The following is a 24,713-nucleotide window of genomic DNA, read 5'->3' on the forward strand; positions in this document are numbered from 1 at the left end:
GGCTCACAGGAGCGCGCGCCGCACCTTCCAGAAGGTCTCCTTGGCGGTGCGGAACGCCGTGGAGTCCGACGGCAGCAGCGTGCGCAACAGCTCCGCCGACTGCGTCTGGAGCGGCCTCACGCAGTGCGCCTCCACCTGGCCGCGCAGGAAGCCCACCGGGTCCCTGCGGCGGTATTCGGAGAAGTACGTCTTCAGCTCGTTGCGCGTGCGGGCCTTGCCGTTGTCCGCGTACTTGGCCACGTAGGGGCTGAAGTCCGGGTACAGCCGTCCCTCGCCGAAGTCGCCGTGCAGCGTCGTCTTCATGAAGTTGCCGATGAGCAGGTCATCGAAGACGCGGTAGCGCACGGCTGTCATCAGCGAGTTGCGCGGGGCCTCGAAGGTGATGCCCCGACGGAAGCGACGGTGATGGAACTCGATGACGTGGTCCTGGCCACCCACGCGGAAGCGGAGGAAGTCGAGCACGGAGCCCAGGTGCTCAATGGCGCCGAAGTACTCGCGCAGCGTCCGGGCCTCGTCCGCCTCCAGCATCTCCCCCCAGTCGTCGCCAAACTCCTTCGGGTCCACCGGCAGGAGCGCACGCTCCTTGGGGCGGATGAGCTGCTTGTCGTCCTTGGCGAAGTCGCAGCGGACGAAGGCGGGCAACAGCGTGCATGACTCCGACTCGAAGCCGCGGCCGTAGTCCTCCAGCGTCGTCGTGTACTCGGAGGCCCAGATGGAGTCCGCGCGCTGGTACTTGTGCATGGAGCTGAAGGGCACGAAGTAGCGCGCGCCGTAGAACTCCGCCTGCCGGGCGATGGTGCGCCCCACCGGCGTCTTCGCCGCGGCGTAGGGGATGATGCGCTGCCCGTCCTCGGTGAAGTAGTTGATCATGTCCGCGTCGCCGTAACCGGACAGGGCCAGCAGGTACGACTCGTCATACCGGCGCACCATGCTTCGCACGAAGCGGCCCCAGCCCCGGTCTCCCGCGTCGTTGAGGTTGACGAGCAGCCGCCCGTCCACGTCGACCAGGAGCACGGCGTCCTGATTCATGTCGGGGATGCACAGGACGCGGATGCGCGGGGACAGCTGCGTCCACACGCGGTCCACCAGCACGTGCACATTGAAGCCCTGCTCGCGCAGGTCGTCGCGAATGCGCCCGCCGAAGTGGTTGGGCACCAGGATGGTCTGCTCGCGCAGCTTCTCCAGGGACTCCGCGCTCAGGTGGTCCGGGTGTCCATGGGACAGCCAGACATACTGACAGCGCTGGATGGTCTCACGCATCTCCTCGGGAATCTCGTGGGACAGCGTCCAGCTCCCGAAGTATGCGGCGCCATGAGTCCATGGGTCGGTGACCAGTACGGGTCCGTTGTCGTGGCAGATGAGTGTGGCGTTTCCGATCGTCTCGAATCCGAGTTCCATCTTCCGCTCCCCCCTCGTGCTGCGGTTGCTCGCCATCGCGGTAGCTGGGCCGAAAGGTGACGCGGGGACGGAGGGCGACACAGTGCCCTCGCGGGCAGGGAAAAGGACTTCGCGCCCGGCAGGTTGCTCCGAGCAGGAAGCGAGAGAAGATGTTTTCCATGGGCGCACCGTCACGGGTGTCCGCGCGCGGCGGTTGCGCGGCCTCGAGGACGCAAGCAGCCCTCTTTCGAGGGCGGGGTGAAGGCGAGGAAGTACTCCGCGTTACCCGTCAATGGCGCGAAGCCGCGGGTCTGCTCGGCCGCCCTCGCGTGAGGGGAGGCGGGCGAGTGAGCCCGTGGCACGTCCTCCCTTGCGAGGAGCGAAGGCCGACCTGGGCGTGTGTCATGCCAGCCCCGCGAGAGGCCACGGGGCCTCGCGCGAGAGCCCGCCAGGTCGTCAGCGCTTGCGAGCGACGAGCGAGAGAATCTGGGAGCCGTAGCGCTCGGTGAGGGCGGGCCCCACGCCGTGGATGGCCATGAGCGCCGCGCCGTTCTCCGGCCGCGCCGCGGCGATGGCGCCCAGCACCCGGTCCGTGAGGATTCGGAACGCGGGCACCTTGCGCTTGCGCGCCTCCGCCAGCCGCCACGCCTTCAGCGCATCCACCAGCCCGGGAGGCGGCGCCTCCACCTGCTCCACCGCGCTCGCCCCCCGACGCCCCCTGCCCCGCGTAGCGACCTCCTCGGGAGCGGAGTCGTCCACCTCCACGCGGCGGCTTCGAGTCGCGCCCCACGGAGCCTCGCTCGCGGACGACGCGGCCCGCCCTGCCGGAGAAGCACCGGAGTCGGTCCGCTCGCCTGCGCCCCCCCGGGAGGCATTCCACGAGGAGCGCTGGTCGTAGTCCTCCGCTGGCGGAGACGCACGCCACTGGCGCGCACCGGCCTCTTCACCCGCGCCACGCGCCCGGCCACTGGGGCTCCGCGTGCCACTCCGGGTCGAGCGCTTCGTCGCCTTCCCGCTGCCTGCCTGGGTCTTCCCGCGCTTGCGCTTGGCCGCTTTCTCCAGCGCGAGCGGAAGGACGACGTGCCGAGGGTCCACCGCGCGGGTGCGCCGTCCCTCGTCCGTCAGGGAGAGTCGCTGGAAGGAGATGACCTGTCCGTCCTTGTCGAACGAGTCGACCTCCAGTCGCGCCAGCCCGGCGCGCACGAGGCCTCCAACGAGCCGCTCGAAGTCGCGCCGGGGCAGCGCATCACCGAACAGCTCCCGGTGGAGGCGTCCGGTGGCCTGCCCATCCCGCTCCTGGAGCGACTCCAGGATGCGCTCCAGCCAGTGACGCTCCGACGCCGAGGGCTCCGCGAAGCGCAGCGTGGCGCACGACTCCGGCGCGCACACGTCACACAGGCCGCACGCCTCACCGGAGTCCTGGGTGTCACCGAAGTGCCCCACCAGTTGCTTCATGCGGCAGCCATGGGCCTCCGCATAGCGCCCCATCTGCTCCAGGTGCAGCAGCTTGCGGTCACGCTGCGCCGTATACGCGGCCGACCAGGTGGGCCGTCCACGCCGCACCGTCTCGTCGGGCGTCATCACCACGCCGCCGTGAATCCACAACTGCTCCAGCGCCTTGTCGAAGACCTCCGGGTCTCCGCGCACGCGGCCCTGGAGTGCCTGTTTCGGCTCCGGCTCCAGCGCCGTGGACTGGAACAGTCGCTCCAGGACGTAGGCCTCGGGATAGTCGCGCTTGTGGAAGAACTCGTGCGTGCGCCGGTCGATGTACGAATGCAGCAGCACCGCGCGAGACGGCTTCCCATCGCGGCCCGCGCGCCCCAGCTCCTGGTAGTACCCCTCCAGGCTCGCGGGCAACGCGGCATGGATGACGGTGCGGACATCCGCCTTGTCGATGCCCATGCCGAACGCCGTGGTGGCGACGATGACCTCCAGCGAGCCTCGGAGGAACTCGGCCTGGACCCTGTCCCGGTTCTCCGGGGGGAGCCCCGCGTGGTACGCGGCCGAGGGGAAGTCCCCCGCCAGGGTCTCCGCGAGCTGTTCGGCGTGCTTGCGCGTGGCCGCGTAGACGATGGCGGGGCGGTTCTCCTCGTCCTGGAGCAACCCGTGGATGGCATCACCGCGAGCACCAGGGTTCAGCTCACGCACCTCGATGGCGATGTTGGTGCGGCGGAAGCCGTGGATGAAGGTGCGCGCGCGGCCTCCCGCGCCCAGCAGTCCGAGCTGCTGCACGATGTCCCGCTGCACGTCGGGCGTGGCGGTGGCGGTGAGTGCCACCACGGGCGCAGGGCGAAGCAGCGGGAGCCGTGCGCCGAGCAACCGGTAGTCGGGCCGGAAGTCGTGGCCCCACTGGGAGATGCAGTGGGCCTCGTCGATGGCGATGAGCGTGGGAGGGCGGCGCGCCAGCAACTCCACGAAGCCCGGCACACCGAGTCGCTCTGGAGCGATGAACAGGAAGTCGAGCTTCCCCTCCAGGTAGTCGAAGCACACCTGCCGCGAATTGGCCCTGTCGCGTCCGGAGTGGATGCGGTCCGCCGCGAAGCCGAGCGACTGGAGCCGCAACACCTGGTCCTCCATCAGCGCGATGAGCGGGCTGACGACGATGGTCGTCCCGGCGCGAGCCAGCCCGGGGAGCTGATAGCAGAGCGACTTGCCCGCGCCCGTGGGCATGACGAGCAGCAGGTCCTCGCCTGCGGTGGCCGCGCGACAGACAGCCTCTTGGTAGGGGCGGAACTCGGAGAAGCCGAAGGCCTCTTTCAGCAGCGGGCGAAGCTTGTCCGGCGGAGTGGGCGCGCGATTCACCCGCTCGGGCCGCTGGCCCGGGGGTGGAGCGAACCCGCCCCGCGAGGACGACGCTCCTCGAGACACGCCCGCGCTCAACGAGCCCTGCGTCCCCGTACGCCTCGGAGTCGTCACCACGGCCGAGTCCGAGAAGGCCGCGCTCTGCGCACGGCGAGAAACCGGCGGCGCGCTCGAATCCGAGAACGACAGCGATTCCGTACGACGAGCACCAGCGCTCGCGCTCAAGTCCGAGAACGACGCGGCGTCCGGCCGTCGAGCACCACCTCCCGCGCTCGAGTCCGAGAACGACAAAGACTCTGAACGACGAGCACCACCGCCCGCGCTCAAGTCCGAGAACGACAGCGACTCCGCGCGCCTTGCACCACCGCCCGCACTCGAGTCCGAGAACGACGCGGCGTCCGGCCGTCGAGCACCACCGCCCGCGCTCGAATCCGAGAACGACAGCGACTCCGCGCGCCGCCCACCACCGCTCGCGCTCGAATCGGAGAACGACAAAGACTCCGCGCGCCTTGCCCCACCGCCCATGCCCGAATCCGAGAAGGCGGCACTCCGAGCACCGCGTGGGTTCGCGCCTCCGAGTGAGTCCGAAGCGATGGGCCCCGCCACATGCTGGGCACCGCGCCCCCCACTCACATCGACACCAGCGGCCTCGCCCGTACGACGCGAGGCACCCATGCTCGCCTCGGCGTATCCGCCACCCCCGGCCCCCGACCGCTCACGAAACGCCACTGTCCCCTCCCCGCCCCCATCCATCCCTCGCCCTGCCCCCACGACACGCGAAGTCGAGGCCCCGTACGGCATCGCCTGAGCCGGCCCCGTGGGCCCATGGCCCACCACCTCGGTGACATACTTCTCGATGCCCCGGATGAACTCGTCGAGCCGTCCTTCCCCTCGCTCGATGCGCTGAAGCCACGCTTCCCACTGGCCCGTCATCGCCGGCGTCTTCACGTCCGGGTGCACCACCTGGATGAGGTGCAGCCCCTTCTCCGTGGCCTCCAGCACCTTCCCCGAGCGGACCAGGTACTCGCGGTCCAGCAGCACCTCGATGATGGACGCACGCGTGGCGGGCGTCCCCAGCCCCGTCTCGCGCATCGCATCCGCCAGCTCCTTCTCGTCCAGCGCCCTTCCCGCCGTCTCCATCGCCGTCAGCAGCGACGCGTCCGTGAAGCGCGGAGGCGGACGCGTGCGCTTCTTCACCGCCTTCACGTCCTCCACCTTCTGCGGTTGCCCTCGCTCCAACCCCGACGGCAACGACTGAGGCTCGTCGTCCGGCTCCGCGTCCTCGTCACCCTTGCGTGACTCGGCCTTCGGCTTCGGCGCCTTCTTGCCTCCGCCGATATCGAGCACCTTCCAACCCACCCGCTCCACCTGGGTGCCCGTGCTCTGGAAGCGGTCCACCACGGGCACCGCGCTCTGCGGCCCCGGCGACATCACCGCCGTCACCACCGTGGTGACCCGCCACACGTGGTCCTCGTGCCATGCCTGGAGCAACCGCCGGCACACGAGGTCGTAGATGCGCTGCTCGTCCGGAGACAGCCGCAGTCCTTGCGGCGACGTGGGCGTCGGAATGATGGCGTGGTGGTCCGTCACCTTCGCGTCATCCACGTAGCGCCGCCCCAGGGGCCGCGCGCCCGTCCCCGGCGCCAGGTCCTCCTCGTACGGCCCGCGCACGGTGCCCACCACTTCCGGCAGCGTGTCCGCCACCGTCTCGGACAGGTGCCGGCTGGCGGTGCGCGGATAGCTCAGGAGCTTGTGCTTCTCGTAGAGCGCCTGCGCGACCTCCAGCGTGCGCTGCGCGCTGAAGCCATACAGCCGGTTGGCGTGACGCTGCAGCTCCGTCAAATCGTAGAGCAGCGGAGGAGCCATCTTCTTCTCCTCCGCGTCCAGCGACTCAATCGCCGCCCGTCCACGCTTCACGCGGTCGATGACGGCCTGCGCATCCACCCCATCCGCGTCCAGCCGCCGGGACTCGCGCACGCCCTCCATTCCCGGTGGCACCACGGGCTTGCCATCCGGCCCGGAGCGGAACCACGTCCCGTCGTACCGAGCCCCCGCCGCCACGCCCTTCCCCTGCGGCGCGAAGGTGGCCACCACCTCCAGATAGTCCCGGGGAACGAAGCTCCGGATGGCCAGCTCCCGCTCCACCACCATCGCCAGCGTGGGCGTCTGCACCCGCCCCACGCTCAGCATCTCCCCCTGCCCTCCGTGCGCCAGCGTGTACAGGCGCGACAGGTTCATCCCCACCAGCCAGTCCGCGCGGCTGCGTCCCATGGCCGCCGAGGCGAGCGAGTCATACTCCCGCCCCTCCTTGAGCTGCCGGAAGCCGTCCCGGATGGCCCGCTCCGTCAGCGACGACACCCACAGCCGCCGCACCGGCTTGCGACACCCCGCCGCCTCATAGATGTAGCGGAAGATGAGCTCGCCCTCGCGGCCCGCATCCGTGGCGCACACCACCCCGCCCACGTCCGGCGAGGTCAGCACCCGGCGCACCACGTCGAACTGCGAACGCGTCTGCTCGGAGACCACCAGCGGCCAGTCACCCGGCAACATGGGCAGGAGCGACCGGCTCCACTTCTTCCAGTCCGGCCGAATCTCGTGCGGCTGCGCCAGGCCCACCAGGTGGCCAATCGCCCACGTCACCACATAGCCGTTGCCACGCAGGAAGCCGTCGCCGCGCTCCTGCGCGCCCAGCACCCGGGCGATGTCGCGCGCCACGGACGGCTTCTCCGCCAGCACCGCCAGCAGGGACGCACGCCCCGAGGCCCGGCCCGCCGCGCCCTCCGTACCGCCTCGCCTGTCCTCGCCGGGCGACTCGCCCATCGCTTCCCACCTCATGAAACCAGTCCCCTCCCGCCCACCCGCCACCACCCGGGAGCCAGCCCCGAGCCCACGTCGCAACCCTCTTCCCTACCGCGTCAGGCTGACATGCCCAGCCCCTCGCTGTCCCTACCCGTCACGCCCGTCCGCCGCCCGTCCAGCCGAGGAAAACCGCGCCACTCCACCACCCCTCGCGCCTCAACGGCCCGACGACCTCCCGGGTCGCCACCACCGAGGGTGGAATCCGGCACGTTCCGCCCGCCGCCAGGTCGCCCGACAAGCTGGCGCTTTCGCGCAAGCGTTTGGCGCTAACGAGGAAAACTCATTCTACCGGCTGAGCCAGTATGCCCTGGTCGACACGCGCCACGGCGCGAGTCACGGGGGGAAGGCAGTCAACGATGGTGCGAAGGGAGAGGCGAATGTCGCACGTCGCGCAGGAGTCGGGCCAGCGGGTTCCGGGGGGAAACGCGCGGCCGGACGGTGTGAAGCGTGGGGTCAGGGGACGGGGGGCCACGGCCCGGAAGACGGGGGCTCGCAGCAGGGGGGAGCATCCGGGCGCGCTTGAAGCACCAGAGGGGGACATCGCGGCACCAGGGCTTGCCGTCTTCGCGGGGGCGAAGCGCAGGCAGTTGGCGGTGCTGACGAAGTCGAGCGCGCTGGGGTTGCTACGGGGGGAGATGGAAACAGTCACGCGGGTGGCGTCCATGCGCCCGCAGACGTTTGGCTGGGCGCAGACCCTGGCGCGATTGCGAGCAGTCTCGCGTCCCGCGGAGTACTGGCCCTAGGCCCGATTCAAAGGGGTGTGGGTGCTTGGGGGCACTCGAGACATCCCGAAAGCAGTGCAGTCAGCACGCGCACCGGGGGGAGCGCACTTTCGCTTCGCTGGAGGGGTCCAAGGCCCTCCGGAAAAGATGCACGGCGGGTAGGAGGATGGCGTCGCGGGGGCGGCGCCATCTGTGGCAGGGGGACCCGGGGGTGACGCTCTTCAGAGGGGGAGAGCGAACCTGAGCAAGGGTCATACCGGGGGGTGCTCCGAGTTCATCGGGGCATCCCCCGTTGCTTTTTCAGGGCCCCGAATCACTCCACGCGCAGCGTCGCGGTGCCGGTGAGGGTGCGGTTCAGGGTGAGCCACAGCGCATCGCCCGCGTCGTCCACGGAGGCAAAGCAGTCCACGTCGGCGGCGAGGACCTGGTCGTCCAGCAGCACGCGCGCGGGCGGCGTGGAGGCGGTGTAGCCGCGCAGCACCACCACGGGGTGCACCAGGGAACCACGGCCCACGTCGAAGCGCAGGCGCGCGCGGTTGCCCGTCACGCGGGCTTCCCACGTCGCGTAGACGGGGTTGTAGCCAGGCACGTCATAGGGCACGGCGTCCGAGCGACCGACGCCGCCAGGGCCGTGCGTGGCCGCGGTGCCCTCGGTGGCGGACAGGCGCACGGCCTGCCAGGACTCGACCTCCGAGGCGCGCCGCCGCACCGGGTCCTCCGAATGCGGCCCCAGCACCATGAAGACGGAGTAGCTCTGGTAGGGGTGGCCGGAGAGCATGCCGTCATCGCCGTAGCGCGCATACTGGCGCCAGCCGAGCGCACCATAGTTGCTGCCCCAGGCCATGCGATGGGAGCGAGTCGTCGTGGGCAATTGGTACTGATTGAGCTGGTAGGTCCAGTTCCAGTCGTCGGGCAGGGGGCCGTCCGCGGCGCGCTGTCCCCAGCCCTGCTGGTAGAGCCAGTAGCCACCGGCGGGCTTCTGGAGCCAGGGCTGCGTCTGCACCACGCCCATCTCCGCGTCCGGCGCGGTGGTCCACATGCGGGTGTAGGGGACGACGTTGGGCTCGCGGTAGTCCCAGCCGCTGGCCCTCGTCACGGGGGAGGACAGCGTCACGAAGCGGTGACGGTCTCCCCAGCCAAGGCCGGCGATTTCGGCGTTCGCGTTGCCGTCGAAGAGCAGGTCGCCATAGGGCGAGCGCACGTCGGCCTCCAGCGCATCCGGCGGGATGCTCGAGATGTCGTGGGTGATGGCGTAGAGCGGGTGGTCCCTGCCGGTGGCGAAGAGATAGTGCACCGTCACCTGGACGACGTGGCCACCGAGCGGCAAGGGCCAGCGGAACTCGTGCAGCGCGTGGTGACGTCCCGCGAAGAGGGTGCGGCCGGTGCCCGTCACTCCCTCCGTCCAGTTGCCCCAGGTGGCCCCGGCGCGGAGGTGACACGTCACCATGCCCCAGCCGGGGACACCGTCATTCGCGCCGTCACAGGTGCGCGCGGCGCCGTCCGCTTCGTAGACGTAGCGACGGACGTAGCCACCGTGCCAACCCGCGGGGTCCAAGGAGTCATTGCGCACCAGGAAGGCCGAGCGCGGCGCGCAGTCTCCGTCGCGCCACGTGTAGCGGTCCGTGTGGAAGCCCTCCAGGTCCACGTTCCGCTCCAGACTCAACGGAGCGCAGAGATGCGCCTGCCCAGGGCCCGCATCCGGAATCCCAGCGTCGGGCTCCGCATCTGGACGAACGTCCCTGCCGCCGCAAGCAACGAGTGACACGGCGAGCAGCACGGCGGCGCCGCGCCGCCCGGGCGCGAGCAGGGCCCGCTGAGGCATCATCGTGAGTCCTTTCGAGTGCGCTCCCGCGCGACAAACCATGCCCCGCGCTTTCATCCCCGGCGGACGCATCGCGGACCATCATCGCATGGGGTCCGCACCGTGGGTTTCACCTCGGGCACGGCCCGCTTAGAGTCGCGGGACGCCGCCCTCGTGGACGGACGGCACGCCCCAGCAGGCCCGGCTCTTTCTTCGAGGTGAAGTGGTCATGATGGAGCTCGACAACGTCCGTCTCTCCTTGATGGGGGGCTGGGCGGTCTTCGCGGTGGGGTGCTGCTGGTTCTTCGGCTACTGGCTCCACTCCCGCTGGAAGCACGAGCAGGTCCGCCAGCATGGGATACCCGCCGAGGCCACGTTGCTGCGCCTGGAGCGGACCGCGATGCGCATCAACAAAGCGACGGTCTACAACCACCTGCTCCAGGTGAGAGTGCCAGGTCGCGCGCCCTATGAAGTGTGGTTGCGGAGCCGGGCGCACGACTGGAACGTGCGGGTGATGGAGCCGGGCCTGGAGCTCAAGGTCAAGGTCGCTCCGGAAGACCCGAACCGGGTCGCCGTCATGGGGCCCCTGGTTCCGCAGGACCTGGGCCATCTGGTCCGACTCATGACACAGCCACCCGTCCCCCCCGCCGCCAGCCGACCCGGTGAAGGCCCTGACGGACCTCCAGCGGATGGCCGGCGCGGGCCTCATCACGACCGAGGAGTTCGAGCAGAAGAAGGCCGAAATCCTCGCGAGGCTCTGAGGCTCCGCGCCCGAGCGCGTCTCAACCCGCGTGGGCGTTGCCCTTGTCGTGCTCCTGGTGCCACGCGGCGAGCACTTCCTTCTCCCGCTCCGGCTTGATGCCCGACCGCAGCTTCGCCTGACGCTCGGGCGGCTCCGCGTTGAACCAGGCCACCGTGTCGCGGACCGTCTCCTCCAGCGGGCGGAAGGTGAGCCCCGCCGCCAGCGCCTTGTCGATGTTCACCCGCAACAGGCCCGCGTCCTCGCCCGTGGGCGACACCCAGACCGGCATGTCACCGAAGGGCTCCACCTTGTGCTTCTCCAGGAAGGACGGATGCGCCCAGATGAAGCGCGCGTCGCTGTTCAGCGCCTTCTTGCTGCGCTCCAGGAAGTCGCGCATCACCAGGGGCTTCGAGGGCCCCGTCGCGGTGTAGGGCCCCGACAGCTTCTGCTCCACCCCCAGGATGATGAACGCGGCCAGGTCGCGCGCGTCGATGAACTGGGTGGTGTCATGCCCCGTGCCGGGCGCGAGCACCTCGCCCCCTCGCGCCACGCGCACCGGCCAGTACGTGAAGCGGTCCGTCGGGTCATCCGGCCCGACGATGAGGCCGGGACGGACGTTGAACGTGCGGCCGGGCATCGCCTTCTCCGCGGCCTGCTCGCACAGCGCCTTCAGGGCGCCATAGTGCGTGTCCACGTCCTCCGTCGTCACGTCCGCCACCGTGGCGACGGGCGCCGTCTCCGTGAGGCCGGGCTTCGACGCGTCCTTGTAGACGGAGATGGTGGACACGAAGGTGTAGTGCCCCACGTTGGGCGCGAGCAGCTCCGCCGAGGCCTTCACGATGCGCGGCACGTAACCCGACGTGTCCACCACCGCGTCCCACTTGCGGCCCTCCAGCGCCTTGAGGCCCTCCGCCTTCGTCGGGTCCCGGTCCCCCTGCAGCTTCTCCACGTTCGGGAAGAGGCCCGGATTCGTCTTGCCCCGGTTGAACAGCGTGACGGTGTGGCCTCGCGCCTGCGCGGACTCCACCAGCGCCGGACCCAGGAACTTCGTGCCGCCCAGGATGAGGATGCTCAAGGGCTTGCTCGCCTTCGCACCCGAGGCCCCCTTCTCCGGGGAGTCCGACTCACCGGACGCGCCACCCGACGAGCCCGACGTCGCACACCCCAGGGCCCACAGCGAGCCCACCGTCACAGCGCCTTGAATCAGGTCTCTGCGAGACAGCTTCATGTCGTGTCGTCTCCTGCTGCGAGGTTCGTCTCAACCCCCGCTCCCCGCGACCATCCCGAGGAGCGACGAGGAAGCACTGCGAGGCACACTTCAGCGGGCGGCGGCATTATCGGCGGCGACGGGCGCGAGCGCACCCCCGGCCTCCCGGGACAGTCGCCGCTGCTCCCGCCCCAGGTACAGCGACACGCCGAGCCACAGCCCCGCCAGGGGCACCGCCGCCAATGACAACCCCGTCATGCCCAGGCCCAGCGCCGTGAGCCCACCCTGCAACCACGCGCTCACCGTGTCGCTGCCCCGGTACACCACCGTGTCGATGAAGCTCTTGGACTTGTAGCGCGCCTCCCGGTCCACCGTGGTGAAGAGGATTTCGCGCGAGGGCCGCTCCAGCGCGTAGTGACTGGCACCCCGCAGCGCCTTGAACGCCACGAGCACCCCGAGCACCGGCACCGCCGCCAGCCCCAGGAAGCCCAGCCCCGTGAGCACCGGCGCCACCGCCAGCGCCGCGCCCAATCCCAGTCTGGAGATGATGCGCCCGGTGACGAGCGTCTGGAGCGCCAGCGTCAACAGCTGCACGTAGAAGTCGATGTCGCCGAACAGCGCGGTGCGCGAGGCCGCGTCCTTGCCCACCTCCGCCACCAGCTTCACCTCCTGGAAGTACAGGAAGGTGGACGTGGCCGCGTAGAGCAACACCTGGAGCCCGAGCGCGAGCAGGAGGGGCGACGCGACCAGGAGCCGCAACCCGGCCAGCACCCCGCCGCCCACGGGCGCTTCCGCCGACAGGGGCTGATGCTGGACGTCCCGGGCCCAGCGGCTCAGCCAGCGCACGCACTGCGCGCTCACCTCCAGCAGCACCGCGGACACGAGGATGAGGTTCACCGGCCCCACCGGCTCCGCCAGCCGCCCCACCAGGAAGGGCCCCACCAGCATGCCCGTGGTGCCACCCGCGGCGATGAAGCCGAACAGCCGCTTGCCCTGCTCGCTGGCGAACACGTCCGCCATGAAGCTCCAGAAGATGGAGACCACGAACAGGTTGTAGACGCTCAGCCAGATGTAGAAGACCCGCGCCACCGGCTCCCTCGCCACGTCCACCTTCAGCAGCACGAAGAAGGCCAGGAGGCTGACGAGGAAGAAGCGGTAGATGCGCGGCAGCACCACCCGCCGGGGCCAGCGCGCCACCAGCGCGGAGAAGGCCGGCACCGCCAGCAACATGACGATGAACGTGGCGGTGAAGAGCCACGGCAGGCCCTTGACGCTGCCCGCCGTCCCCATCTCGTTGCGGATGGGACGGAGGATGGCGTAGCCGCACATCAGCGTGAAGAAATAGACGAAGGACCCGAGGACCGCGCGAACTTCCTCGTCACGTACATCCACGAATCGCTTGAGCATTGGCACGAAGTACCCGGCTGAACTCCAGCCCTTTCCGTGTATTCCCGAACCCCGCGCCCATCCAGGACGCCGCGCGGGGCCCGGCACCGACGGCGACTACTTCGCGGCGAGCACCTCGCGCAGGGCGGCCTCCACGCGGGGCAGGGCCTCCTGGATTTCCGCCACCGACGTCGCGCCCACTGACAGGCGGAACCAGCCGGTGTCCTCGCTCAGGCCGAACGCCTGGAAGGGCACCACCGCGAAGCTGGCCTTCTCCAGGAGCAGCTTGCGGATGTCGTCATTCGTCTTCAGCCCGCCCTTGCCCACCAGGTCGAACTGGACGGACAGGTAGATGGCGCCCTGGGGCGCGATGTGCCGCACCGGCAGCCCCGCGTCGCGCATGCGCGTCAGGCCCGTGTGCAGCGCCTCCAGGCGCGCGTCCACGCGCTGGCGCATCTCCGTCAAGAAGGACTCGGTGGCGGGCACGTCATCCAGGTAGCGGGCCACCGCGACCTGCTCCGCCTTGGGCGCCCACGCCCCGACGTGGCCGAGCACGTCGCGCATCCGAGCGATGATGGCCGGCGGGCCCACGCCCCAGCCCACGCGCACGCCCGTCGCGGCGAACGCCTTGGAGATGCCGTCCACGAACACGGTGTACGGGGCGACTTCCGGCACCAGCTCCACCGGCGTCACGTGCTTCACCGCGCCGAAGCTCAGCACCCAGTAAATCTGGTCGTACATCAGGATGAGCGGCTTCCTGCCCTGCTTCTCGCGCTGGCGGTTCTCCGCGACGACGCGCTCGCAGATGGCGCCCAGCACGTCGGACGAAATCATGGTGCCCGTGGGGTTGAGCGGGCTGCACAGGCACAACAGGCGCGCGGTGCCCAGGTGCGGCGCGAGCTGCTCCAGCGTGGGCATGAAACCGTGCGACGGGTCCGTCGTCACGACGACGCCCTTGGCGTTCATCATGTGGACGTAGTGGTTGTTGTTCCACGACGGCACCGGGTAGACCACGGTCTCCCCGTCATCGAGCACGGCGCGGTAGGTGCCGTAGATGATGGGCCGGGCGCCGCCCGCGATGACGATGCCCTCCAGCGGATACTTCAGGCCCAGGGCGCGCTCGTAGAAGCGCTGCACCGCCTGGCGTAGGTCCAGCACGCCGTCGGAGGGCGGATAGTTCGTCTCGCCCGCCTGGAGCGCGGTGGCGATGCCCTGGCGCAGGCCGTCGGGGATGGGGAACTCGCGCGGGCTGAAGTCGCCCACGGTGAGGTTGCACACCTTGCGGCCCTTGGCGACGAGCTCACGGACTTCCGCGGCGATGCGGAGAATCTCGCTGCCAACGAGGCCCCGCGCCATCGTGCCAATGGAGGCGTCGTCCCGCGAGGGACGTGGGAGGGAGGTGAGGTCGAGAGCCATGGGGAATCTGTCTCCGGTTCGTGCGCGTAAGGGGGGACGCGGGCTGCGGCCGGGCGCGGACCATACCCGCCACCCGGGCCCTTGTGGGGCGCGTCTGAAACTTCTGGGGGAGTGCCACAGCTACAATTTTCCCGGAAGCGAGATACGCGGGGCACCGGGCCAGCAGGCCCTCCTCGGGTCGTCGGTCCTCGCCATGAATCCAGAGCTTGACGGCCGGCACGGGTCTCCGAGTCTTCCCGATATGCCTTGAAGCGACGTGGCGTTCATGGAGCCAGAAGTTCCGAGGAGCGGGCCGGACCCGAACCTCGGTGTCTCATCGCGCACACCCAACCCCAGACATGAAGGGTCTCATCCGCGTCGAGCGGTGGTTGCTCGGCCCCGGCGGAGCCCTGCCCCGAGGTACGTGCATGAAGCCGTTCAAGCGTGGCCTGCTCGTCGCTGCGTCCGTGTTGCTTGGCTCCACCCAGGCATCCGCGGCGGACCGCCCCTTCAACCCGAGCATCTTCGGCACGCGCGCCGTCGTGGCGTGTGACCCGGTGGAGAAGTCGTGCGGCATGGCCGTCATCTCCTTCCCCAGCGGCGTCAGCGGACTGGTGCCCTATGGTCGCTCGGACGTGGCGGTGGCCACCATGGCGCTGCCCTCGGTGGATGACGCGCAGGCGGTCATCGCGCGCATCGACTCGGGCACCGCGCCCCAGGAGGCCATCGACATGGTGCTGGCCTCGGACCCGTATGCCCCCATCCGCCAGCTCGCCGCGGTGAAGCTCCACCCGGATGGCAGCGTGACGGTGGGCCAGCGCTCGGGCTCGGAGAACAGCGAGCACACCTGCTCCATCAAGGGCGACACGTTCGTGGTGCAGGCCAACAACATGAGCACCCCCGACATGTGCCGGGCCATGGCGGACGGCTTTCGTCAGGCGCGGGGCAGCCTGCCGCAGCGACTGTATGCCTCGCTCAAGGCCGGGGCGCGCGTGGGTGGGGACCGCAATGGAGAGCGCTCGGGCGTCATCCGCGTCTGGAACTCCACCATCGAGACCGCGTTCTATACCCACGTGCTCGCGGAGGCGGTCGTCCACGGCAGCACCCGGGCGCTGCAGGAGCTGGGCGTGGAGCTGAATCGCTACCAGGGCACGCTCGCGGATGTATTTCCCGCGGACCGGGTGACGCTGGATGCCGACACGGCGCGCGACGTGAAGCGCGTGCTGCGCAAGCTCGGCTACTACCACGGCCGCATGGATGGGAGCTGGTCCGACGCCGCCGAGCAGGCGCTGTATGACTTCGCCTGGAACAACCTCTTCTTCCTCAAGCCCACCGTGGTGGAGAACGGCACGCGGAAGATTGACGGCGTGCTGGTCCACTTCCTGCGCGACGCGGACCTGGGCGCCTTCGTGCGCGCGACGCCCTCGGCAGACTGAAGTCCCGGGCGTCCAAGGACCCTTCGCCCCGAGTGCGCGGGCGGAGGGTCTGTCGTCTTCTCGTCATCGAGTCCCTGGCGGGAGGCTGGCACCGCGCCTCCTGTCGTGAGAGAGGGAGTTCCTCACGGCCACTGTGGGCCGACAGGGGAGGAACGATGAAGCGTGCCGGACGATGGCTGTCGTCGCTGTGGCTCGCCGGGTGCCTCGTGGCCACCGGTTGCTCGAAGAAAGAGGAAGCGCCGCCCCATCCCGCGGCCGAGCTGCCTCCTCCCGATGACACCCCCGCCCTGCCCTCGAGCCCGCCCGAGGGGACGCTTCCTCGCGAGGGCGAGGCCGCCGCGAAGCCTCCCGTGCATGTCGTGACGACGGGGAGCACGGGGGTGCCTGTCCGCGGTGGCGCTCAGGACGAGGAGCTTCCCGTTCCTGAGGGAGAGCCCGCCGAACCGACGGAGCCTCCTGGAAAGGAAGCACCCGGCAAGACGCCGCCGAGTGGTGGTGGGTACACGCCCGAGGACCCGAAGAATCGCGAGTGGACCTCCGGGGTCGTGGACATGAAGCGGCAGGATGCACCCGAGGCCACGCTGCGCTCGGTGCGCGCGGGCGCGCATCCGGACTTCGACCGCGTGGTGTTCGAGTTCGAGGGGACGCAGCTACCCGGCTACCGCGTGGGGTACGCGAAGGAGCCGGTGGTGCAGTGTGGTTCGGGAGACCCGGCGTCGCTCGCGGGTAAGGGGCAGCTCCAGGTGACCTTCACTCCCGCGCGAGCACATACCGATGCGGGCCAGCCGACGGTGGCCACGCGCGAGATGAAGCCGGCGCTGCCCGTGCTCCTGGAACTGGAGCGCACCTGTGACTTCGAGGGCGAGGTGACGTGGGTGCTGGGCAACAAGAGCGTCCAGGCGTTCCGCGTCCTGGAGCTGCGCGAGCCCACGCGCCTCGTGGTGGACGTGCAGCACTGAGCGGTGACGTGAAGCGGGGCGCGAAGTCCCGCTTCACGAGCGCGTGGGGGCGGACGGGAAGCGAGAGTGGGACACACCTCGCTTCGCGGCCCGTCGGTCGCACATGGCGATGCCAGCCCCGGGCGCGCGCGGAGGCGTCACGGCATGCCGCGCGGGCGCAGTCGAGGCGAGCGCTACCGGCCTTCCCTCAACGCCTCCGCGAGCCGGTCGAGCCCCGCGAGCAGCTCACGGTGTTTCTCCCGCGCGGGCTCCCCTCCTGCTCGCAGCGCCAGGGCCAGCACGCCGGGGAGGTTCATCGCGGCGTCGCCTCGCAGGCGCTCGCGATACTCCCGCATCCAGTCCGTCGGCGCGCGCAGCGACCAGTTGCGCTCATCCACTGTGCCCGGCTCGTTGTACGTCTCCGGTATCCCCAGCAAGTCCGTGAAGAACACCATGACATTGCGCGCGCGACTGGCGAACAGGTCCGCCAGCTTCGCCTGCGCGAGCTTCCCCGGGTCCGCAGCCAGCGCTCGCGCGAAGTCCTCTCGTCGCTCGGGCTCGGGACACAGTCGGGTCGCCAGATAATCCGCCTGCGCCCGCAGCGTGCCGCGCCACTGCCAGTCCCCCACCAAACGCCACAGCGACTTCGTGTCGTGGTTGCCCACCATCATCCAGTCCTCGGGCGCCACGTTCTCGCTGCGATACACGTCCGCGGGATTGCGCAGGTCCGCTTTCTGCGTGACGCGGAAGCGGCCCAGCCCATAACGCGCCATCACCCGCCCCAACGGATACGGCAGCGTGCTCAGCACCTCGCCCAGCAGGTCGCCCAAATCCCGGCCGTTGCGCCGCGCCGCCGCGACCACCGTGTCGAAGAGGACGCTGAAGCGCTGCACCTGCTCGGGCGTGAGCGACTTCACCTCGCCATCCGCGTACCTCGGCAGCGAACGGTCCAACTGCTGGGGGCTCACCAGCGCGTAGCGCGCCAGCTCCAGGTGGTCCGTGAGGTCCGGCGAGGAGAAGAGGCGCGCGCCGTGCTGCACCGCCCCCAACGCGTCCCACTCCCCCGCGCGGTAGACCCACGGACACACCAGCCCATGGGGATGGTCCAGCCGCAGACCGTCGTACTCCGCGAGCATCTTGTCCATGCGCGCGTCCATGAAGCGCAGCACGGCTCCGGGCCGGAAGCCCAGCGAGGGACCTTCACCGCCCTCCGCGAAGTACTGCTCCGGGTCCAACACCGGATAGTTCCACGGCTGGCCCTCCGGATTGGTGCGGCTCGGCGGAGCGCCCATCAGATAGGACCGCAGGAACAAGCCCTGCCACGCCCACGCATCGCGCGGTGAGAAACCAATCTGCAGGTCGCCGTAGAGCTTCAGCCTCAACGACGCCGTGCGCTCGCGCAGCACTTCATGCTGTGCATGCACCAGGAACTGGAAGAAGGCATAGCGCTCCAGGGTCTCCGCGTACTGTGCCTCCAGCGCCTGCACCCGCGCGGCCGCGACACCCTCGGCGCCCGGGCGAGGACTCCACAACCGTCCATCCAACGAGTCCGCCCACGGCCTCCAGTCCAGGACACCCTTCTCCGCGCACAGCACGTCGAAGAGCGCGTCACGCAGCAGCCACGCGCGGTGGCGCTGACGGAAGGTGTTGAAGCGCGCGGACACTTCGCGCACGGCGGCGGAAGCATCGGGACTGGCGCGCTGGTGACGAAACGACGTCCACGCCTCATCGAGCGCCTCGAGCTGCGCACGGAAGGCCCACCGGTAGCGCTCTCCGGGACTCGAGGACCGTGAGCGGGCCTCCGCGAGCGCGGCCACACGTCCTCGCGGGAGCAACGCTCCCCAGGACGCATCCTCCAGCTGAGCGAGCGCCACGTTGAGCACGTTGCGCGAGAAGAGTGTGCCGTCATACGGCGAGGCGTTCGACTCCGACGTCTGCCCCTGGGGCCCCAACTGGATGCCCGTGAAGCCCAGCGTGTGCGCGGTGTCCAGGAAGCGGGCCGCGCCCTCCGAATAGGGCGAGCCTCGGCCCGTGTCCTCGTGCGGAAGACTGGGGAAGCTGGGGTCGTGGATGCTCAGGACCAGGTTGCGGACATCGAGTGCGGCCAGGGCTTGGGTGACGAGTCGACGATGGTCTTCAGGCAGCAAGGCTCGGGACATGGTGGATGGCGACCGACCCTAGGTTCCTCCGAGGGACACGCCAACCCGCTTCTCGGGCCGACGTTCAACATCCGTCCGAGGCGGACACTCCGCGAAGCTTCTCGGACACTCCCAGCAGCCCGGTGTCACTTCTGTCGGGACTGCGGCGCCGGACGGGGCTCGCCGCCTCCGCCCGTGGGGTGCCCGGTTCCGGGTGCTCGGAAGTGGAAGACCTTGCGCAGCTTGCGGCCCATCCACGTCCGCCCATCCACCAGGATTTCGTACACCGTCGGAATCACCAGCAGCGTCAGCAACGTGGACGTAATCGTGCCGCCAATCACCGCGCGGCCCAACGGAGCGCGGAAGTCACCGCCCTCGCCCGCGCCGATGGCCACGGGAATCATGCCCGCCACCAGCGCGAAGGTCGTCATGATGATGGGGCGCAAGCGGATGCGGCCCGCCTCGATGAGCGCCTCGCGCAAGGGCATCCCCTTCTCGTGGGACCACTTCGCGAAGTCGATGAGCAGGATGGCGTTCTTCGCGACGATGCCCATCAGCAGGATGACGCCGATGAGGCTCATGATGTTGAGCGTGTCCCCGGTGATGAGCAGCGCCAGCACCACGCCGATGAGGGACAGCGGGAGCGAGATGAGGATGGCCAGCGGGTCCAGGAACGAGCCGAACTGGATGACCAGGATGAGGTACATCAACAGCACCGCGACGCCCAACGCGAGGAACACCCGCGAGAAGACCTCCTCCTGGTCGGCGGACTCACCGCCCGTCGTCAGCGTGTAGCCCGCGGGGAGCCGCACCGCGCCCACCCGCTCCTGGATGTCTCGCATCACCTCCGTCAACGAGCGGTCCTGCACGTTCGCCTGCACGTTGATGACCCGCTCCCGGTTGAGGTGCGTGATTTGCGCGGGGCCGAGCGCCTGCCGGATGTCCGCCACCTGCCCCAGCGGCACGAGCTGGGGTGCGCCTCCCGGCGCCGCGCCCACCCGGATGGGGATTCGCGCCAGGTCGTCCGGGTTGTCACGCGCCTCGGGTGCCAGCCGCACCATGACGTCGCGAGTCTCACCAATCGGGTCCACCCAGTCCCCCACGTCCAGGCCCGCGAAGGCCGGCCGCAGCACCTGGGCCACCTGCCCCACCGTCACCCCGAGCTGCCCCGCGAGGCCCCGGTTCAGGTCCACCTCCAGCTCCGGCTTCTGTCCCCGCGTGGAGAGCCCCACGTCCACCGCGCCGGGCACCTGCTCCACCTCGCGCTGCACCTGTTGCGCGAGTTCAGTGAGCTTCTTCTGGTCGGGCCCGCTCAGCTCCAGCTGAATCTGCTTGAAGGCGCCGCCAAAGCCCGACGTGAAGACAGACACCTTCGCCCCGCCCACGCTCGCCAGCTCCTTGCGCAGCGTGCTGCCCAGCGCATCCTGACTCACGTCGCGGTCCGCCTTGGGCGTGAGCCGCACGTACACGAGCGCCTGGTCCACACCGGGCGCACTCAGCGGGAGCGGCACGCCGATGGTGCTGTAGGTATAGGCGACCTCCGGATGGGCGCGGGCGACGCGCGCCACCTCCTCCACCTTGCGGCGCGTGTACTCCAGGCTGGAGCCCGGCGGCGTCTCCACCAGCAACTCCACTTCCGAGCGGTCACTCACCGGCACGAAGCCCGCGCCCCCCACCGTTCCCTGGAGCACCAGCGCGCCCACGAGCGAGCCCACCGCCACGAGCACCATGGCGAGCCGATGGTCCAGCGCCCAGGCGATGACGCCCTTGTAGCGGTCCGCCTGCCGGTCGAACCACGTGTTGAAGCGGGCGAGGACGCGGGAGATGAAGCCGCGCCGCGCGCCCTTCTCCACCTGCGGGTCCGCCCAGTACGCGCTCAGCATCGGGTCCAGGGAGAAGGACACGAACAGCGACACCAGCACCGCGCAGGCGATGGTGAGTGCGAAGGGTTTGAACCACTGTCCGGCCACGCCGTACATGAAGGCGACGGGCACGAAGACGGCGACGATGGAGAACGTGGTCGCCGACACCGCGAGCCCGATTTCCGAAGTGCCCTCCTTCGACGCGGTGTAGTGGTCCTTCCCCATCTCGATGTGGCGGACGATGTTCTCGCGCACCACGATGGCGTCATCGATGAGGATGCCGATGGCCAGCGTCAGGCCGAGCAGCGACATCGTGTTGAGCGTGAAGCCGAAGGCCCAGACGCTGATGAACGCCGCCAGCGCGCTCACCGGCAGCGCCAGCCCGGTGATGACGGTGGAGCGCCACGAGTTGAGGAAGATGAACACCACGAGCACGGTGAGCAGCGCGCCTTCCACCAGCGCCGACTGGACGTTCTCCACCGCGCTCTCCACCCGCACACCCGCGTCGCGGACGATGGCCAGCTTCACGTCCGCCGGGAGCTTCTTCTGCAGCGCCGCCACGCGCTCGCGCACCGCGTCCGCCACCTCGGTGGTGCTGTAGCCCTTCGTCTTCAGCACTTCGATGCCCACCGCTTGCGCGCCGTCATAGAGCGCCAGCGTGCGAGGCTCCTCCGAGCCCACGAAGACGTCCGCCAACTGCCCCAGTCGGATGACCTGACCGTTGCGCGTGGTGACCACCATGTCGCGAAAGGCCTCGGGGCTCTCCAGGCGTCCCTTGAGACGGATGGACTCCTCTTCGAGCTTCGAGTTGATGCGGCCCACCGGCGCGGCCAGATTCTGCGCCTGGAGCGCGGTCACGACTTCCGCCAGGGAGATGCGCGCGGCCTGGAGCGCCTCGGGCTTGAGCTGCACGGTCATCTCCCGCTCCACGCCGCCGACGACGTCGGCCTGCGCCACGCCGGGCACCGAGCGCAGCTCGCCCACCACCAGCGGGTCCGCCACGCGGGACAGCCCGGCGACATCGAGCCGCTCCGACGTGAGGGTCAGCGAGACGATGGGCGCGTCCGCCGGGTCGAACCGCGTGAGGACGGGCTCCTCCATCTCCCGAGGCAGGTCGGCGCGTTTGCTGGAGATGGCATCGCGGATGTCCTGCGAGGCCTCCTGGATGTCCTTCTCGAACTCGAAGAACACCGTGAAGGTGGCCAGGCCGTCCGTGGCGGTGGCGGTCGTCTCCTTCGGGTCCACGCCGCTGATGGCGAAGATGGCGTCCTCGATGGGCTCGACGATTTCGCGCTCCACCGTGTCGGGTGCGGCGCCTGGGTAGACGATGCTGACGGCGATGACCGGCGCCTGGACGTCCGGGAACTCATCCGTCTCCAGTTGCCACAAGGCGACGATGCCGAAGATGACCAGCGTCACCATCGCGGTGATGGTCACGATGGGACGCTTGATGGCGAAGTCGGAGATGAACACGGGGTTTCTCCCGGAAGGAGTCGAAGGGACGCAGCGAACTCAGGGCGCGCGTGGCGTCGCGCCCTCCGAGGACTCGCTCGGTGACGGGGAGGGACGTGCGGGCGCGGTTTCATTTCCGCCCTGGCGAGTGTCGGACTCGGCGCCGCCACCACCGACACCAGGGCCTTCGTCTCCTGCTACCGGCGCTCCCGGACGTGGCGCGTCCACCTTCACGCGCGCGCCCTCGCTCACCTCGTCGCGCGCGGAGCCGAGCAGCACCACGTCTCCCTCCTGCAACCCCTGGCGCACCTCCACCCGCTTCTCGACTTCATCGCGCAGCCCCAGCGTGATGGGCACGCGCTCCACACGCTCGTCTCGCACGCGCAGCACCGTGGGCTTTCCCTCGGAGTCATCCACCGCGCCCAGCGGAACCGACAGCCCTCGCACGGCCCGCGCGGCCACGCGCCCTTCGGCGAACAGCCCCGCGAGGAGCTGGAGGTCCGTATTGGGAATCGCCACGTAGATGCGCACCTGCCCCGTGTTCGGGTCCACCACCGGATTGATGCGCTCCACCTGTCCCGTGAACGAGCGGTCTCCGTAGCCGGTGACCTTGAACTCCACCGGCGTGCGCACCTTCACCTGGTCCAGATTCGCGGCCGGCACCGACGCCTCCAGGCGCAACGTGCGCGGGTCCACCACGGTGAACAGCGGCGAGCCCAACTGCACGACGTCACCCTCGCTCACCTGCCGCTCGCTCACCACGCCCACGAAGGGAGCCACCACCCGCGTGCGCCCCAGTTGCTCCTGTGCCAGCGATTGACGGGAGCGCGCCTCCGCGAGCTGCCCCTTCGCCTGCGCCACCGACAACTGCGCCCGCTCGAACTCGCGCTGGGTGATGACGCCGGCCTTGGCCAGCTTCGCGCTGCGCTCCACCTCGGCCTCGGCCACTTGCAAGGCATTGCGCGCAGTGGACACCGCCGTGCGCGTGGCGATGACCTGGGCCCTCAACGTCGCATCGTCGATGCGCGCGAGCGCCTGGCCCTTCTTCACCACCTGCCCCTGCTGGGCCTCGATATCGAGGACCGTGCCAGCCACCTGTGCGCGAACATCCGCCGCGGTGCGGGCCTGGAGCGTGCCCGAGATTCCAGGGCCGGAGCGCAGCTCGCTCGGCTGTGCGAGCGCCACGTTCTCCTGCCCCAATGTCACCGTGGGCACCTCGGGCTGCGCTGGCTCGCCCGAGCTCTTCTTGCAGCCGGCCACCACACAAGCCGCCGCCAGCAGCAGGCACCACGTCCCGCCAGCCGCCATCCGTCTCGTCCGTTGGGCTCGTCTCACCGCGCGTCTCCGTCCTCCGCCGGTCCCTCCCCTGCCCCCGGCGGGCCGGCTAAACGTGGTGTCGGCCCCTTGCCGCCGGAAGTCGCCCGCCTCCGCTCCTCGCCCCAGGAGACAGAGGCAGGCAGGACGCCCGCTCATGCACATGGCCAGCAGCCGGGCTCACCAGGCGCTCGGCTCCGGAGTCGCCAGGAGGACGGGGCCCTGCGTCGCCGCGGCCGGGATTTCGCTCATCAGCAGCGTGCCGAGCAGGAAGTTCGTCGGCAGGCCACACGTCGGCAGAATCGTCCCCGAGGAGCACGCCACCTGGCGCTCGCGGGCCCGCGTCGTCGGCGTGCGACAGCGCGCGCCCGAGGCGTCCCACTCCGCCTCCACGCTCCAGCCCTCGGAGTCCTGCTGCACGCCCGAGGCGTCGTACAGGTTCACCCAGCTCCCATCCACCGTGTACGAGGTGCCGTCGCCGCAGAAGTCCGCGCGAACCATGCGCGTGCAGGCCTGGTGCAAGGGAGCCAGGCTTCGCCCCATCACCGTGGTGGCCCAGGGGCGGTAGCCAAAGCGGACGCACTTGGCGATGGCCGCGCCCTCGCACGCGAAGGTGAAGGCCTGCGTGTCCTCGATTTTCGCGCCGCCGCCAGCGACACCCTGGCGATAGTCCCAGCGCCCTTCCACGGGGATGGCCCCGAGCGCGGAGCCATCCTCGGCCTGACACGCGGGCTTCCACGTGTTGTCCGCCAGGGAGTAGTACGAGACGCGATAGACCCAGACGTCCTCGCTCGCGCCCGTGCCCGGCTGGATGTCGTCCACGCGCAGGGCGACGGTGTCGCCGCTCCCGAGTTCCCCGACGAAGTGCGTGCCGAGGAAGTCCATCCCGGACATCACCGTGCCGTCATGGGACTCGCCGCGGAGCACGCTGCCGTCCAGCCACGTCCGCGTCAGCGCGCCCAGGTCCGCGCGCGCGGCACCCATGAAGCGCACCCCCACCAGCATCTGCCCCAGCTCGGAGCCATTGAGGTTGCGCCCGTTGAGATTGCGGCCATTCAGGTTGCGCCCGTTGGGCGCGGACAGCTCGGCCACCTGGGTTCCCAGCGTCTCGGGCTCCCGGTCGTCCACGGCGCTTCCACACCCCGCCAACCCACAGGCGATGACCATCGCCCCCACCATCCGCCTCGCCACCATGCCCCGAACCTCCCCGGCCCAGCTCGACTGGACACAAGGTTCGCAGGAGCCTGTCCGCTTGCAAGCCGGACTGATGATTCCAGGACAC

The 24,713-nt window shown here is 69.8% G+C and carries 14 protein-coding genes; 4 read left to right on the forward strand and 10 right to left on the reverse strand.

Translation table 11 applies throughout. The annotated features are described in order from the left end of the window. Window positions 1-3: 3 nt before the first annotated feature. Both HUA75_RS26550 and HUA75_RS46945 read right to left on the reverse strand, forming a co-directional pair. Window positions 4-1,398 carry an MBL fold metallo-hydrolase gene (locus HUA75_RS26550; protein ID WP_141648849.1) on the reverse strand — a complete coding sequence of 465 codons (1,395 nt, stop codon included), beginning with the start codon at window positions 1,396-1,398 and terminating at the stop codon, window positions 4-6. A 435-nt stretch (window positions 1,399-1,833) separates the two neighbouring features. Continuing rightward, window positions 1,834-7,014, reverse strand: a complete 5,181-nt coding sequence (locus HUA75_RS46945; protein ID WP_254627793.1) for a DNA topoisomerase 3 — start codon at window positions 7,012-7,014, stop codon at window positions 1,834-1,836. Between the two features lie 401 nt (window positions 7,015-7,415). Between HUA75_RS46945 and HUA75_RS26565 the strand changes: the two genes are divergently transcribed. Then, window positions 7,416-7,781, forward strand: coding sequence for a hypothetical protein (locus HUA75_RS26565; RefSeq protein WP_174487952.1), 366 nt, complete (start codon window positions 7,416-7,418; stop codon window positions 7,779-7,781). Window positions 7,782-8,073: 292 nt separating this feature from the next. Here the strand turns inward: HUA75_RS26565 and HUA75_RS26570 are convergent, their stop codons facing one another. Further along, on the reverse strand, window positions 8,074-9,585 hold the full coding sequence (locus HUA75_RS26570; protein WP_174487953.1) for a hypothetical protein: 1,512 nt from the start codon (window positions 9,583-9,585) through the stop codon (window positions 8,074-8,076). Between the two features lie 638 nt (window positions 9,586-10,223). On the opposite strand from HUA75_RS26570, the gene HUA75_RS46250 reads away from it, so the two are divergent. After that, entirely contained in the window at window positions 10,224-10,322 is a 99-nt protein-coding gene (locus tag HUA75_RS46250; protein WP_217446292.1) for an SHOCT domain-containing protein, read from the forward strand. Between the two features lie 21 nt (window positions 10,323-10,343). Here HUA75_RS46250 and HUA75_RS26580 read toward each other — a convergent pair whose 3' ends face one another. The 3 genes from HUA75_RS26580 to HUA75_RS26590 all read right to left on the reverse strand — a co-directional run bounded on the left by HUA75_RS26580 (window position 10,344) and on the right by HUA75_RS26590 (window position 14,312). Further along, window positions 10,344-11,531 carry an NAD-dependent epimerase/dehydratase family protein gene (locus HUA75_RS26580; RefSeq protein WP_174487954.1) on the reverse strand — a complete coding sequence of 396 codons (1,188 nt, stop codon included), beginning with the start codon at window positions 11,529-11,531 and terminating at the stop codon, window positions 10,344-10,346. Between the two features lie 90 nt (window positions 11,532-11,621). Beyond that, window positions 11,622-12,917 carry an NTP/NDP exchange transporter gene (locus HUA75_RS26585; RefSeq protein ID WP_174487955.1) on the reverse strand — a complete coding sequence of 432 codons (1,296 nt, stop codon included), beginning with the start codon at window positions 12,915-12,917 and terminating at the stop codon, window positions 11,622-11,624. A 96-nt stretch (window positions 12,918-13,013) separates the two neighbouring features. Continuing rightward, window positions 13,014-14,312, reverse strand: coding sequence for a pyridoxal phosphate-dependent aminotransferase (locus HUA75_RS26590; protein ID WP_141649003.1), 1,299 nt, complete (start codon window positions 14,310-14,312; stop codon window positions 13,014-13,016). 407 nt (window positions 14,313-14,719) lie between these two features. Here HUA75_RS26590 and HUA75_RS26595 point away from each other — a divergent pair, with 407 nt between their 5' ends. Both HUA75_RS26595 and HUA75_RS26600 read left to right on the forward strand, forming a co-directional pair. Next, window positions 14,720-15,727 (forward strand): DUF1028 domain-containing protein, encoded by a 1,008-nt coding sequence (locus HUA75_RS26595; RefSeq protein ID WP_174488329.1) that lies wholly within the window; start codon window positions 14,720-14,722, stop codon window positions 15,725-15,727. 155 nt (window positions 15,728-15,882) lie between these two features. Then, window positions 15,883-16,686: a hypothetical protein gene (locus HUA75_RS26600; RefSeq protein WP_174487956.1), complete on the forward strand. Its 804-nt coding sequence runs from the start codon at window positions 15,883-15,885 to the stop codon at window positions 16,684-16,686. A gap of 173 nt (window positions 16,687-16,859) precedes the next feature. On the opposite strand, the gene HUA75_RS26605 is transcribed toward HUA75_RS26600, so the two are convergent. From HUA75_RS26605 to HUA75_RS26620, 4 genes are all read right to left on the reverse strand, one after another. Then, entirely contained in the window at window positions 16,860-18,824 is a 1,965-nt protein-coding gene (locus HUA75_RS26605) for a 4-alpha-glucanotransferase (protein WP_174487957.1), read from the reverse strand. Window positions 18,825-18,949: 125 nt separating this feature from the next. Next, entirely contained in the window at window positions 18,950-22,138 is a 3,189-nt protein-coding gene (locus tag HUA75_RS26610) for an efflux RND transporter permease subunit (protein ID WP_141646723.1), read from the reverse strand. A gap of 39 nt (window positions 22,139-22,177) precedes the next feature. Further along, on the reverse strand, window positions 22,178-23,425 hold the full coding sequence (locus tag HUA75_RS26615) for an efflux RND transporter periplasmic adaptor subunit (protein ID WP_141646724.1): 1,248 nt from the start codon (window positions 23,423-23,425) through the stop codon (window positions 22,178-22,180). Between the two features lie 186 nt (window positions 23,426-23,611). Continuing rightward, window positions 23,612-24,625, reverse strand: coding sequence for an ADYC domain-containing protein (locus HUA75_RS26620; protein WP_174487958.1), 1,014 nt, complete (start codon window positions 24,623-24,625; stop codon window positions 23,612-23,614). Between the last annotated feature and the right edge of the window lie 88 nt (window positions 24,626-24,713).

The sequence above is a fragment of the Myxococcus sp. CA040A genome, from assembly GCF_013336725.1.
GTDB lineage: Bacteria > Myxococcota > Myxococcia > Myxococcales > Myxococcaceae > Myxococcus > Myxococcus llanfairpwllgwyngyllgogerychwyrndrobwllllantysiliogogogochensis.

Bases quoted from the DNA above. Each gene is read 5' to 3' on its own strand.
- HUA75_RS26595 (WP_174488329.1), top strand. From the start codon at position 14,720: ATGAAGCCGTTCAAGCGTGGCCTGCTCGTCGCTGCGTCCGTGTTGCTT.
- HUA75_RS26550 (WP_141648849.1), bottom strand. From the start codon at position 1,398: ATGGAACTCGGATTCGAGACGATCGGAAACGCCACACTCATCTGCCAC.
- HUA75_RS46945 (WP_254627793.1), bottom strand. From the start codon at position 7,014: ATGAGGTGGGAAGCGATGGGCGAGTCGCCCGGCGAGGACAGGCGAGGC.
- HUA75_RS26565 (WP_174487952.1), top strand. From the start codon at position 7,416: ATGTCGCACGTCGCGCAGGAGTCGGGCCAGCGGGTTCCGGGGGGAAAC.
- HUA75_RS26590 (WP_141649003.1), bottom strand. From the start codon at position 14,312: ATGGCTCTCGACCTCACCTCCCTCCCACGTCCCTCGCGGGACGACGCC.
- HUA75_RS26620 (WP_174487958.1), bottom strand. From the start codon at position 24,625: ATGGTGGCGAGGCGGATGGTGGGGGCGATGGTCATCGCCTGTGGGTTG.
- HUA75_RS26600 (WP_174487956.1), top strand. From the start codon at position 15,883: ATGAAGCGTGCCGGACGATGGCTGTCGTCGCTGTGGCTCGCCGGGTGC.
- HUA75_RS26585 (WP_174487955.1), bottom strand. From the start codon at position 12,917: ATGCTCAAGCGATTCGTGGATGTACGTGACGAGGAAGTTCGCGCGGTC.
- HUA75_RS26580 (WP_174487954.1), bottom strand. From the start codon at position 11,531: ATGAAGCTGTCTCGCAGAGACCTGATTCAAGGCGCTGTGACGGTGGGC.
- HUA75_RS26615 (WP_141646724.1), bottom strand. From the start codon at position 23,425: ATGGCGGCTGGCGGGACGTGGTGCCTGCTGCTGGCGGCGGCTTGTGTG.
- HUA75_RS26605 (WP_174487957.1), bottom strand. From the start codon at position 18,824: ATGTCCCGAGCCTTGCTGCCTGAAGACCATCGTCGACTCGTCACCCAA.
- HUA75_RS26570 (WP_174487953.1), bottom strand. From the start codon at position 9,585: ATGATGCCTCAGCGGGCCCTGCTCGCGCCCGGGCGGCGCGGCGCCGCC.